The sequence below is a fragment of the Abyssisolibacter fermentans genome (assembly GCF_001559865.1).
Taxonomy (GTDB): Bacteria; Bacillota; Clostridia; order Tissierellales; family MCWD3; genus Abyssisolibacter; species Abyssisolibacter fermentans.
This window is the reverse complement of record NZ_LOHE01000028.1, coordinates 46,910-60,478: the sequence shown is the minus strand read 5'-3', so window position 1 is coordinate 60,478 and position 13,569 is coordinate 46,910. Positions and strand designations below refer to the sequence as shown.

The window sequence follows — 13,569 nt, the reverse complement described above, 5'->3', positions numbered from 1 at the left end:
GGGGAAAATTTTTTGAAACGCAGATTAATTCTATTAACAGTTTTGGTATTAATTATAGGTTCAATAAACGCATATGCAGCAACTGATATAAACGAAGTAAAATCAAAACTTAAAAATACTAATGATGAAATTAAAAAAATAGAAAGAGAGCTGAAGGAAAACAGCAATAATCAGAAGAAAGTAAGCAGTGAAATAAAGCTTCTTGATTTAAAAGTGGACAAGGCTCAAAACGAACTAAGCGTAGTAGAGAATGATTTAATAACAGTACAAAATAACATAGTTAAGACTAAAAATGAATTATTAGAAGCAGAAAATAATATTTCCCAGAAAAATGAAGTTTTTAAATCTAGAATACGAGCAATGTATATTAATGGAAACATGGGATATATTGAGGTATTGCTAGGCTCTCAGGATTTTGGAGACTTTTTATCTAGGCTTGATATGATACAATACATAATTAAGCAAGATAAGGAATTATTGGGCTATATGAAGGAACAAAAAAACATTATAGAAGAAAAAAAGAAAGAACTAGACATCCAAGCAATGAACTTAACAACTGCGAAGCTTGAGGTTGAGAAAAAGAAATCAAATTTAGTGCTTGCATCAAGAGAAAAACAGAAAATTATAGATAAATTAAAAAAAGATGAGAAAGCAATGGAACACCAATATGATTCAATGGAAAAACAAGCAAAAGAATTAGAAGAGATTATTAGAAAACAGTTAATAGCAGGAAAATACTCTGGTGGAAGAATGCTTTGGCCGGTACCCGCTTATCATAAAGTAACATCACCATATGGCATGAGATTCCATCCAGTATATAAGAAAATGAAGTTTCATTCAGGTGTTGATTTACGAGCTTACTATGGAACGGATATAGTAGCGGCAAATGATGGAATAGTCCAATTTGCAGGTTGGTTAGGTACTTATGGAAAAGCAGTTATTATTGACCACGGAGGAAAAATTGCAACTTTGTATGCCCATAATTCAAAGATATTAGTAAAGGCAGGACAAAAAGTTTTAAAAGGTGATGTAATATCTAAATCAGGTAGTACAGGAGCATCAACCGCAGCACACTTACACTTTGAAGTAAGAAAAAATGGTAAAAGATTAGATCCACTCCCTTGGATAACGTCACAATAGTTATATTACCGATCGAAAAAATTTCAAATATAAAATTCTACATTTCCATTCATGTTAAATTATAAATAAAATGCTTAGATAATTAGTCTAAGCATTTTATTATAATATCATAAAAATAATATTCAAAGTAAAATATAAGATAGAGAATAAAATATAATTTCAAAAATACATATCAACTAGGTATAATATCGATTATAGTATAATAAAATAAACTATGCTATTTTATTAATAAACCAAAATTACTCATAAAAATATAATCAAAGGTTAAATAGAGGTGATTAAATGATTTCTAAAAGAAAAGCAGTGATTATTGCTATATTTCTTGTTGTTATAACTAGTATATCCACTATATTTGTTTCAAATATAATAGAATATAAGTATTTTGAATCAGTTAAAATTAGCAAGGCAGAATTTGATGAAATGAAGCAAATATATAAGAATCATTCTAAGTTATTTGCTTTAGAGGATTATATAAAAGAGAATTTTTTAGAAAAAATTGAAGAAACAGATTTGTATGATGGGCAATTAAAAGGGATGTTTGAAGCTTTAGGAGATCCATACTCTGAATATATGACAGAAAAAGAATTCAAGAGTTATATGGATTTGACTAGAGGAAGCTACGAAGGCATTGGTATATATATAGCACCGGGAGAAGATAATTTAATAACAGTAATATCACCAATAGAAGACACACCAGCAGAGAAGGCAGGCATAAAACCAGGTGATAAGATTGTAAAAATAAACGGTAAAGAATACTTAGCAGAAAATTTAGATGATGCTGTAAAAGTAATGAAAGGTAAACCTGGAACATCAGTGACAATAACAATTATGAGAAAAGATGAAAAAGATGAGACAATTATAAAAGATATAGAAATTAAAAGACAGGTAATAAGAGTAGATAAAGTAAAATCTAACTTAATAAATAAAGAGATTGGATATATAAGACTGAGACATTTTGATGAATATGCATATGATGAATTCATGAGTCATCTAAATGGTTTGAAAAAGAAAAATATAAAAGGTTTAATAATTGACCTTAGAAGTAATCCAGGTGGGTATCTAGATGAATGTGTAGATATAGCAGATGAATTATTAGGTGAATCACTAATAGTTTACACAGAAACTAGAAAGGGTAAAAGAAAAGAAGAACGATCAGATAAAAGTAAAATTAATATTCCATATGTATTGTTAGTAAATGAGGGCAGTGCCAGTGCTTCAGAAATACTTGCAGGTGCGGTTCAAGATACTAAATCGGGAACATTAATAGGAACTAAAACTTATGGAAAAGGAATAGTACAATTAATAAATCCACTGGAAGATGGTTCAGGTTTCAAAATTACAATATCAAAATATTATACTCCAAATGGGAGAAGTATACATGGCATAGGTGTTACACCTGATATTATAGTCGAGATGAAAAAAGATATAAAAATTGGGGTAGATAATATTGATAAAGATATTCAGCTTAAAAAGGCAATAAGTGTATTAAAAGAGAAAATAGGAAAATAATTATCCCTGATTATTTATACAGGAAAGCTATTACTAATATAACATAACACCTACTTGATACAAGAATATCAATGTAGGTGTTATAGTATTATATAGAGCTATAATTCTTTGTATTTAGGTATTGTAACAGTAGCTTTAAATAAGTCGCCATCAATTTTTATATGAAATTGACCATTTTGTAATTCTACAAGATTTTTTGCAATAGATAATCCTAGACCGCTTCCTTCACTACTTCTGGATTCATCACCACGCTTAAATCGTTCCATCAATTCATTTGTATCCATATTAAGTTCATAAGCAGATATATTTTTTATAACAACAGAAGCATGATTTTTTAAATTAAGTATATCAATATAGACCCTTGAGTTATTAAGAGCATATTTAAATACATTACCCATAAGGTTTTCAATTACACGCCATAACAGCTTACCATCGCCCAAAATAAATACTTTTTCTTTAGGATAATTAAATTTAAAATCTAATCCAGAAGATTCAATTTTTTTACTAAGCTCACCCATTACTTGTTTAAGCAGTTCAGTTATATCAACCTTATCAAAATCAACAGGGATATTACCGCTTGATGCTTTTGAAACTTCAAATAAATCATCAGTTAAAGTTTTTAACCTTAAAGCTTTTAGATCTAAGACATCTAAATATTTTTGTGCATCTTTTGAGTCTAAGCCTTCTTTTTTCAGTATGTCTACATATGTTATTATAGAAGTAAGAGGTGTTCTTATATCATGAGATACATTAGTGATTAATTCTGTTTTTAATCGTTCACTTTTAAGTTCGTTTTGAACCGCTGCTTTAAGTCCATCTGAAATATTATTAATATCACTAGCAAGAGTTCCATAAATACCTTTACTTTTTGTTATTATAGAATAATCTAAGTCACCATTTTTAATATAATCTACACCTTTTATGATGTTTCTTAAATCATTGGCTTTTTTTGGAGTAGGAAGCATCTTAAAAGCTATTGGAAAACTATTTAGTAAATTTCTTAAATTTCTCTTTATGAATATGAATATTAATGACAATAGTTTATATATTAAGTTATGACTAAAAATAGTCCTATTTTTAATATGTTTAATTATAGATAGTATTAAATTAATAGCTACAATACTTAATAAAACTGATAGTGGTATAAAAAACTTATAACCAAGTTCATCAAAAGATTCAAAAGCAAAAATAAAACTAGGGCAAATAATGCACATAGAAGCAATAATATTTACATCAACATATAATTTATCAATTGCCAATAAATGAATTTTATTATCAATACCATGTTTTCCAGCAGTATAAATTAGATAGAACATGCAGATAATAAAAAATAATAATAAAATAGAAATAATAGCAAATCCAGTTGTTAACATATTCCTATCGTTATTCCATTTAGTTATTATAGGATTTAAAAATTCATTGCTTAATGCTGCATACATTACATCCTGAGGATAATAACTAAGGGATTGTAAACAATGATAAGTATAAATATATTCTAATTGAGGTAAAGTATCATAGCCTTTATCATCAAATAATACATAGACAGGTTGTGATTTAAAAAATTCTTTTGCAGAATTTGTAACATTAGAGTGTTCATATTCTCCACTTGACATATGATAATATAATCCGTCAATGCCATTTATTTGTTTTAATGATTTATAATAATTATTTAATTCTTTATCTATATATTTGTTTTTATACATCTGTATTTCATTAGTGTATTTTTTTTCAAACAGGGTGATTATCTCTTCTTCGGATACACTATCATACTCAATAGATCTACTTCTATAAAAATTATCTTTAAAATTGCTATACTTATTATTAAGTTCCCATGAATAAGTACAATAATCATTTGTACTGTCCTTTATTTTATTATCAATAGTTCCACTATTTTTTATATATTCTTCGTTTTTATAATATTTTAATAGTCTTTCTAAATCGTATGTTAAATCAGTGAATGTACTCCTAAAAGAGTCGCTTTGCAAATAATCTTCCTCATAAATAGCTTCAAAAGAACTATTTGTATGTTTATTTAAATAAGCAAAAATTGATAAACAGCTAGTTGATAAAGCAACAGCTAATAGAAAAATTGTTATTTTAACAAATTTATTATTCTTTATATTTTTCAACTTTATATCCAATTCCCCACACCACCTTTAAATATTTTGGCTCTTTTGGATTTATTTCGATTTTTTCTCTTATTCGTCTAATGTGAACAGATACAGTATTTTCTGGGTTATATGCAGGCTCATCCCATACGTTTTCGTAAATTTTGTCAATAGAAAAGACTTTCCCTGCATTTTTCGTTAAAAACGTAAGTATCTTATATTCTATAGGTGTTAACTTCACATATTCTCCATCTAATGTTACCTCTTTACTTTCATCATTAACAATTAATTCACCAGTTTTATATATTCCAGTCTTAGGAGTAAAGCTGCCAAGAGTTGTATATCTTCTTAATTGGGATTTAACCCTAGCAATAAGCTCCAGTGGATTAAAAGGTTTGGTAATATAATCATCAGCACCCATATTAAGACCCATTATTTTATCTATATCTTCATGCTTTGCAGAAAGCATAATTACTGGAATGTTTTTATTTTCTCTGATTTTATTTGTTGCCCTCATACCGTCCATTTGAGGCATCATAATATCCATGATTATTAGATGGATTTCAGTATTTTCTAATATTTTCAATGCTTCTAATCCATTATAGGATTTTAAAATATTATATCCCTCATTTTTAAGGTAAATAGATATAGCTTCAACAATTTCCTTATCATCATCACATATAAGCACATTCATTTAAGTATCACCTCTGAAATTATTTATAGTCATAATTGTATCACAACCTTTCAAAATTAGCTTTGTGTAAATTATATCGCTTGTTTCTTAATAAATGGTTTATATAATTCTTAAGATTTTCTTAAAAAAGAAATATATTAATTGATACAAATTAACAAATAAAAGTTATAATTATATATGAGATTATAAAATTCTTATAATAAAATTAAGTTTGATCCAACATAAAAAAAAGCATAATGCTATTATAATTAAGTTCATTTTATGTTAAAATAGTCAAGGAATAATAAAAGGATAAGTGAGGGTTAATATGAAGATAGGTTTTGATCACAAAAAATACTTAGAAGAACAATCAAAATTCATACTCGAGAGAGTGAATGATTACGACAAACTTTATTTGGAGTTTGGAGGAAAACTATTATATGACTTACATGCAAAAAGAGTACTACCTGGTTTTGATGAAAATGCGAAAATCAAGTTACTCCATAAGTTAAAAGAAAAGGTAGAAGTTGTTATTTGTGTTTATGCAGGAGATATAGAAAGAAACAAAATTCGTGGAGATTTTGGTATAACTTACGATTTGGATGTACTAAGATTGATAGATGATCTTAGATATTATGAGTTAGATGTTAATAGTGTTGTTATTACCAGATATGATAATCAACCAGCAGCAACAGTGTTTATGAATAAACTGGAGAGAAGAGGAATTAAGGTATATACTCATAGTGCAACAAAGGGATATCCTACAGATGTAGATATCATTGTTAGTGATGAGGGCTATGGAAAAAATCCTTACATAGAAACCTCAAAACCAATAGTAGTTGTAACTGCTCCGGGACCAGGAAGTGGTAAACTTGCTACTTGTTTAAGCCAGCTTTATCATGAATATAAGCTTGGAAAAGTGGCAGGATATTCTAAGTTTGAAACATTCCCTGTTTGGAATGTACCTCTCAAACACCCGCTAAATATAGCTTATGAGGCAGCAACAGTTGATTTAAAAGATGTTAATATGATTGATTCATTTCACTTGGATGCGTATAATGAGGTAGTAGTAAATTACAATCGTGACATAGAGACATTTCCTGTACTAAAAAGAATAATTGAAAAAATTACAGGAGAAGAAGCTGTTTATAAATCACCAACAGATATGGGCGTTAATCGTGTTGGTTTTGGTATTATTGATGATGATGTAGTTAAAGAAGCTTCTAAACAAGAAATCATCAGAAGATTTTTTAATACAGGTTGTGAGTATAAAAAAGGCTATGCTGATTTAGATACTTACCAAAGAGCAAAACTTATCATGGAAGAGCTTAACCTAAAAGCAGAGGATCGTAAGGTAGTTATTCCTGCTAGAGAAAGAAGTGCTAAATTAAAAGAAAAATCATGCAAAAACGAGCAATGTCCAGCAGTAGCTCTTGAACTACCTGATGGAAAAATACTAACAGGCAAAAGCTCAAGCACTATGGATGCAGCAGCGGCAGTGATTTTAAATTCAATAAAATATCTTGCTAATATTACAGACGAGATTCATTTAATATCACCAGTTATACTTGAACCAATTATTAACCTTAAATCCAAAACATTTGTAAGCAAAACTACAGCATTAACATGTGAAGAAATACTAATTGCACTTAGTATATGTGCTGCAACAAATACAATGGCTCAAGTAGCAATGGAAAAATTACCAATGCTAAAAGGCTGTCAGGCTCATTCAACAAATATTTTAAGCACAAGTGATGAGCAGACTTTTAGAAAATTAGGAATAGATGTAACATGTGATCCTGAGTTTGCATCAAACAGTTTGTTTTATAATAATTAAGGCATATGAATGTGCCTAGATAAAAAGATAAATTAGAAAGAAACCTATATCGTATGTTATCGGTGTGTTAGCTGATAAGACGATATAGGTTTTTTGTTGTCTAAAATAAAAAATAAAGAAATTTTAACAAACCAAGGTTAGTGTGGATACAGTTTACAAAATATACAAATGATTATATAATGAAATTTGTGATGGAGCTTTTAGTATAAATAATAGGGAGATATTACAATGGAAAGTAGGTCTGATAATAAGCTATCAAATATAGTAAATCGTGATATAGGAGAGAAATTTTATCTAAATTTAATAAAGAAACGAGGACGATGGATAGTAATTTTGAGTATTGCATTAATTACATCAGTAATAGCTAATTGTCTTTTAGGTGTGGAAGCGAAACAAAGTTCAGAAATTATAGAAATTAACAATAGTCGTAAGCTTAATGCGATAGAAAATCATATTTTTGATTCTTGTTATTACTTCGAAAAGGCTATTGAATGTAATGGATATCAAAGGATGTTGTTTTTAGAAAAAACACGTAATCAGCTGGAAGCTATTTCAGATAATATGCGTTCGACGTATAATAATGAATATTCGAAAACAAGGCGTTTTTTTGATATTTATATTCTAGAATTAGATGACTGGATTAGTAGTATTGTATCTAATAGAACTGAAAATATACCAAATGAAATAAAAATAAACAACTATTTAGATGATTTTAGAAATATTAGTAATAAATTTGATTTAGCTATAGACTGTGGAAATAATAGTTTGTCATACGAACAAATTGATTTTAATGGAATTGTTGATCAATTAATTGATGAAACAAAATCAGAAGATATCAAAGAACATTTTAAAGTTTGGTTTAAATAAAATAGTTAAGATAATGATTTATAACTTAACGTGTAAATAGGAGTTTATTATATGGAAAAAAGAATAGAAGAACCTGATAAAATAATAAATCCAGATATAGGGGAGAGAGTTTATTTAAATATCATAAAGAAACGAGGACGATGTAAGTATTGCATTAGCTATATCAATAGTGGTTAATTGTATTTTAGGAGTAAAATTTAAGCAAAGCTTAGATATTATAGATATGAACAATAGTTATAATCTTTACTATTTAAAGTTATATTCAGTAAACTGTATAGGTGATTTTAATGATGCTGTTAGCTATAATGGTTATAGAAGGATGATGAAATTAGAGAAAACACGTAAGGATTTAGAATTTATCTCAGCAATGATACCTAAAAGAAATTATGATGTAATGAAAATAGGGAATTATTTTGATGCTTATAGAGAGTATTTATATGATTGGCAAATAAAAATACTAGGTAATAGCAGTGAAGATATGCCTACAGAGAAAGATATAAAGAATTTTTCGCTAGACTTAGAAAATATAAGAGACAAATTATCTTTAAGTGATAAAGAAATAGAATATGACCAAATTGACTTTGAAAAAATTATAGAACAGTTGTATGAAGAAACAAAAACAAAAGAAGTTAAAGAAATGATTAAATATTATTGGAGATTAGATTAACTTTCAAATAAACCTTTTTTCTATAAAAACATTTACATATGAAATTTTTAAAAGCAACCTGTCTTGATGAAATAATCAAAGCAGGTTTTTTATATAATAAAAAAACTCTAATTTTGTAATGAGAGTTCAAAAAATAGTTAAAATAGCTAAGGTAAGCCTTTGAGGGAAGTGTGGATCAATGTTTTTGAGTTGAAGCCATACAAGACATTTTTTCTTACTCGGAGATGGCTATATTTTTATGATTAGATGAAGATGAAAAAATATAACCATCAATGTCGTGGTTAAAAAATGTCATGTAGACTTCTAAAGGATATAATAGTTTGTTTTCTTTAGGGTAAGCCTTTGTGAGTACGAAGTTATTACATGATGGTGCTTCATTACCAAATGGAGAGGGCAAGTATATTGGTAGTAATAGTTATTGTAGTAGGTATTTGGGGTCATATTAGGTTGGAGCTTCGAAGGTTTTACTTGAAACTTTTTGAATTAAAGCGATAAAATATCTGCTTGATTCCTTTAAGTTTGTATTTTCACAGGAAAAAGATTTTTTAGTTATAACCAGTAAGTAACTAGGATTTCTCTAAGGTTTCTTCGGAGAGCGACTTTAAGAGCTTGTTTCCTCAACGCTTTTAAGTAGAGAACCAAAATCTAAGATTTTGAGTGAATCACTTACTCATAGGAACGTAGTGAGTAGTGAGTTTCTTATTTATTTAGAAATAAGCTCTTTACGGAGCCGTAGAAGATTCTTAGAGAGATCCTACACCAATGAGTAAGGAAAAATAAATGAGTATTTTCATTGAAACGCTTACAAAGCTTGACTTTAAAGAAAATACCAAAAAATAAATAGAAGCGGGTAAGAGATTTTTCGTAAACGACATTTGAAGGGTATATTTTAACCTTATTAAAATCGAAAAAATATGCCCTTCTCCGAGTTAGAAAAATCTCTTACATCGCTGAATCAAAAAGTAGTGAGATATATGACCTACAAAGCTTGACTATATTAAATATGAAAAATTTCAACAAATAGTCAGGCAAGTCTTTGAGGGAAGCGTAGCTCAATGTTTTTGAGTTGAAGCCAGAATTAATATATTTCTATGAGGTTCTTTATTTTTATATGCTTAAAATTAATTATTGTTTAGAAAACTTTTACTTCTACAAAGAACAAGTAAGTGTTTACATAGGTATAAGTGATGAATAAAATGTTTAATATAACAAAACAAGGAAAAAATACTTAATAACTCATTAAAAAGGAGATTTAATATGAACATTTTATCATCATTAATAAGCTATATATTTAAATTAGTATTTAATCCTATATACATATTGATGTCAATATTAGTATTCTATCAGTACAATAGGCTAGAAAAAAAGGAGATGCGATTACTAGGTAGAGTCAAAGAAAGCTATATAAAGCATTTTTTCATAGCACTGATTAAAGGATTAGCAGTTGGGGTATTTATTAGTATAATGTTTGATTTATTTGATATAGAATTTAACGTAACATGCTTCAAATATGCATTTGTATTATCAATATTATTTTTCCTTGTTAAACCCAGATATGCATGTATTGCTTATTCAGGTGCAGGGGCATGTATTATTGGTATATTTTTAGATACAGGCTTACAATCATATAGAAGCGTACTTTTGACTATAGCTATTTTGCATTTTGCAGAGGGTATATTAATTTATTTTGACGGTTATAAATCGTATCTGCCTTTATTCTTAGAAAGAGAAAATAAACTGATAGGTGGCTTTAGCCTATATAGATACTGGTGTGTTCCATTTTTTATAATACCACAAGCTTTGCAGGTAGCTTCCTATGGAGGCTTTACAGAGACAATATTTTTGCCTATAGCAGCAATATTAGGATATACCGATTTATCAATTACAGACAGTCCAAAAATAGCAGCAAAAACTGCTGCTAAAAGTCTTGTTTTTTTTAGTATGATATTAATTCTTTTAATAGCTTTGTCATATATAAATCCAATATTCTTGTTTCTAGCAATGGTATCAAGTCCATTAATGCATGAGCTAATAATATTAAAAAGACAGAAAGATCAAAACAAAGCAGAACCTTCTTTTACGTTAAGTGAAAAGGGAGTTAGAATACTGGATGTTTTACCAAATGGTTTAGGAAAAGAGTTAGGACTTAGTATTGGTGACGAATTGGTAATGATTAACAATATGAGAGTGATAACCAAAAATCAAATAATAGAAGCAATGAAATATTGTAATGATAAATTAGAAATTATATATATAAAATTCAAGGGAAATAAAGTGGTAAAAAAGACATATAAGAATATAAAAGATAAAAAAATGGAATTACTTATTTTAACAGACAATGCACATTATACAATGGATATTGAAGGACAAAGCGGTATTTTACAAAGGTTTATAGGATATTTTCAAAAATAGAACTAATTTGTTTTAAGGTAAACCCAGATTATTCATAGAAAATCAAATATTCTACTGCATCTTTCTGATTATAAGATGTCTATTAAATTCTCGACATACCAACTGTATGCCTTCGAATTCACTGGAATCTTCTAATTCAGAATTATACAGCACACTATTCAAAGTTATATGAATAATCAGGATTTAATTATGTTGACATATATATATAAGTAATATATAATATTTACGAACAAACGTTCCTAAGTAGAGAACTCAAATCTTTGATTTGGTGTGAATCGCTACTGCTAGGAACGAAGTGAGTAGGAGTTACAACTTGAAAGATTAGTAAATGGACAAATAAAAAGCAAAAAGATTTCAAAACAATTATAGAGGTGATATTATGGGTCAATTCTCTATTGTTTCAGATTATACTCCACGTGGAGACCAACCTAAAGCAATAAAAGATCTCAGTCAGTCAATTTTAAACGGTGTAAAAAAGCAAACCTTGTTAGGTGTAACAGGCTCAGGTAAAACATTTACTATGGCAAATATTATACAAGAAGTTCAAAAACCTACTATCGTTATAGCTCATAATAAGACATTAGCAGCGCAACTAGCTAGCGAATTCAAAGAGTTTTTTCCAGATAGCGCAGTTGAGTATTTTGTAAGTTTTTATGATTATTATCAGCCTGAAGCTTATATACCCGGGACTGACACTTTTATAGAAAAGGATTCATCTATAAATGAAGAAATAGAAAAACTAAGACACTCTGCAACTTCAGCATTATTCGAAAGAAAAGATGTAATAATAGTTGCGAGTGTTTCATGTATTTATGGTTTAGGAGACCCGTTTGATTATGAAAATTTGATGATTTCTTTAAGGCCGGGCATGATAAAAGATCGAGACGAGATTATAGAAAAGCTAATAGATATACAATATGTAAGAAATGATGTTAATTTTACAAGAGGAGTATTTAGAGTAAGAGGAGATACTGTTGAGATTTTTCCGGCTTCTTCATCAGAAAATGCAATAAGAGTAGAATTTTTTGGGGATGAAATAGACAGAATAACAGAAATTAATTCACTTACAGGAGAAATTATAGGACTTAGAAATCATATATCAATATTTCCTGCTTCTCATTATGCTACTACAAAAGAAAAAATTGATAGATCGATAAAATCAATAGAATTAGAGCTTGAAGAAAGACTTAGTGTTTTAAGAAGTCAAGATAAGCTTTTAGAAGCTCAGAGATTAGAACAGAGAACAAATTATGATATAGAAATGTTAAAAGAAATGGGATATTGTCAAGGCATAGAAAACTACTCAAGACATATTAGTGCAAGAGAAGCAGGTAGTAAGCCATATACACTATTAGATTATTTTCCTGATGATTATTTAATGATAATAGATGAATCACACGTTACATTGCCACAGGTAAGAGCTATGTATGGCGGAGATCACTCCAGAAAACAAAATTTAGTAGATTACGGATTTAGATTACCTTCAGCGCTTGATAATAGACCCTTAAAATTTGAAGAATTTGAAAAACATATGAATTATGTAGTATACGTAAGTGCTACACCGAGCAACTATGAAAAGGAGACTTCTGATAATATAGTAGAGCAGATAATCAGACCTACAGGGTTATTAGATCCAGAGATCATAGTTAGACCTACTAAGAATCAAATTGACGATCTAGTCAAAGAAATAAATATTAGAGTAGATAAGAACGAGAGGGTTTTGATAACTACCTTAACGAAAAAAATGTCTGAAGATTTGACTTCATACTTTAAAGATTTAAATATAAAAGTAACGTATTTACACTCAGAGATAAAAACAATAGAAAGAATGGAGATTATAAGAGATTTTAGATTAGGAAAGCATGATGTTTTAGTTGGAATAAATTTATTAAGAGAAGGACTAGACCTGCCAGAGGTTTCGCTTGTAGCTATCCTAGATGCTGATAAAGAAGGCTTTCTCAGGTCAGAGACATCTATGATACAGACAATAGGTAGAGCTGCTAGAAACTCAAATGGTAAGGTTATTATGTATGCGGACAAAATAACTCGTTCTATGGGTGTGGCTATCAATGAAACTAATAGAAGAAGGAGTTTACAAAAACTATATAATAAAGAGCATGATATAACTCCAATGACTATAAAAAAATCAGTAAGAGATGTAATAGAAGCAACAAAGGTAGCGGAAGATATCGAAGAATACAACGTGAATCCAGATAATGATATGAGTGCTAAAGATATAAAAGATTTGATAATCAGGCTTGAGGCGGATATGATTAAAGCAGCTGAAAAACTAGAGTTTGAGAAAGCTGCTGAGTTAAGAGATAAAATAGAAGAACTTAAGAATGTAAGGGACTAG

The 13,569-nt window shown here is 28.7% G+C and carries 10 protein-coding genes; 8 read left to right on the top strand and 2 right to left on the bottom strand.

Going from position 1 to position 13,569, the window contains the following annotated elements; translation table 11 throughout:
- The first annotated feature begins 12 nt into the window (after positions 1 to 12).
- Positions 13 to 1,140, top strand: a complete 1,128-nt coding sequence (locus AYC61_RS01820; RefSeq protein ID WP_066495961.1) for a murein hydrolase activator EnvC family protein — start codon at positions 13 to 15, stop codon at positions 1,138 to 1,140.
- A gap of 282 nt (positions 1,141 to 1,422) precedes the next feature.
- Positions 1,423 to 2,649, top strand: a complete 1,227-nt coding sequence (locus AYC61_RS01815) for a S41 family peptidase (protein ID WP_066495958.1) — start codon at positions 1,423 to 1,425, stop codon at positions 2,647 to 2,649.
- Between the two features lie 98 nt (positions 2,650 to 2,747).
- Here the strand turns inward: AYC61_RS01815 and AYC61_RS01810 are convergent, their stop codons facing one another.
- Both AYC61_RS01810 and AYC61_RS01805 read right to left on the bottom strand, forming a co-directional pair.
- Positions 2,748 to 4,790: a sensor histidine kinase gene (locus AYC61_RS01810; protein ID WP_066495955.1), complete on the bottom strand. Its 2,043-nt coding sequence runs from the start codon at positions 4,788 to 4,790 to the stop codon at positions 2,748 to 2,750.
- Positions 4,759 to 5,451, bottom strand: coding sequence for a response regulator transcription factor (locus AYC61_RS01805; RefSeq protein WP_066495953.1), 693 nt, complete (start codon positions 5,449 to 5,451; stop codon positions 4,759 to 4,761). The genes AYC61_RS01810 and AYC61_RS01805 overlap by 32 nt, the downstream gene beginning before the upstream one ends.
- A gap of 307 nt (positions 5,452 to 5,758) precedes the next feature.
- On the opposite strand from AYC61_RS01805, the gene AYC61_RS01800 reads away from it, so the two are divergent.
- The 6 genes from AYC61_RS01800 to uvrB all read left to right on the top strand — a co-directional run bounded on the left by AYC61_RS01800 (position 5,759) and on the right by uvrB (position 13,569).
- On the top strand, positions 5,759 to 7,267 hold the full coding sequence (locus AYC61_RS01800; RefSeq protein ID WP_066495952.1) for a DUF1846 domain-containing protein: 1,509 nt from the start codon (positions 5,759 to 5,761) through the stop codon (positions 7,265 to 7,267).
- Between the two features lie 228 nt (positions 7,268 to 7,495).
- A complete protein-coding gene (locus tag AYC61_RS01795; protein WP_066495942.1) occupies positions 7,496 to 8,134 on the top strand; it encodes a hypothetical protein in 639 nt (212 codons plus the stop codon).
- Between the two features lie 51 nt (positions 8,135 to 8,185).
- Complete coding sequence (locus tag AYC61_RS21950) at positions 8,186 to 8,311, top strand: hypothetical protein (RefSeq protein WP_275935207.1); 126 nt, start codon at positions 8,186 to 8,188, stop codon at positions 8,309 to 8,311.
- Positions 8,304 to 8,801 carry a hypothetical protein gene (locus AYC61_RS01790; protein ID WP_066495940.1) on the top strand — a complete coding sequence of 166 codons (498 nt, stop codon included), beginning with the start codon at positions 8,304 to 8,306 and terminating at the stop codon, positions 8,799 to 8,801. The genes AYC61_RS21950 and AYC61_RS01790 overlap by 8 nt, the downstream gene beginning before the upstream one ends.
- Before the next feature lie 1,257 nt (positions 8,802 to 10,058).
- A complete protein-coding gene (locus AYC61_RS01785; protein WP_066495938.1) occupies positions 10,059 to 11,213 on the top strand; it encodes a PDZ domain-containing protein in 1,155 nt (384 codons plus the stop codon).
- 379 nt (positions 11,214 to 11,592) lie between these two features.
- Complete coding sequence (gene uvrB / locus AYC61_RS01780) at positions 11,593 to 13,569, top strand: excinuclease ABC subunit UvrB (RefSeq protein ID WP_066495935.1); 1,977 nt, start codon at positions 11,593 to 11,595, stop codon at positions 13,567 to 13,569.

Bases quoted from the DNA above. Each gene is read 5' to 3' on its own strand.
- AYC61_RS01805 (WP_066495953.1), bottom strand. From the start codon at position 5,451: ATGAATGTGCTTATATGTGATGATGATAAGGAAATTGTTGAAGCTATA.
- AYC61_RS21950 (WP_275935207.1), top strand. From the start codon at position 8,186: ATGGAAAAAAGAATAGAAGAACCTGATAAAATAATAAATCCAGATATA.
- AYC61_RS01800 (WP_066495952.1), top strand. From the start codon at position 5,759: ATGAAGATAGGTTTTGATCACAAAAAATACTTAGAAGAACAATCAAAA.
- AYC61_RS01785 (WP_066495938.1), top strand. From the start codon at position 10,059: ATGAACATTTTATCATCATTAATAAGCTATATATTTAAATTAGTATTT.
- AYC61_RS01795 (WP_066495942.1), top strand. From the start codon at position 7,496: ATGGAAAGTAGGTCTGATAATAAGCTATCAAATATAGTAAATCGTGAT.
- uvrB (WP_066495935.1), top strand. From the start codon at position 11,593: ATGGGTCAATTCTCTATTGTTTCAGATTATACTCCACGTGGAGACCAA.
- AYC61_RS01815 (WP_066495958.1), top strand. From the start codon at position 1,423: ATGATTTCTAAAAGAAAAGCAGTGATTATTGCTATATTTCTTGTTGTT.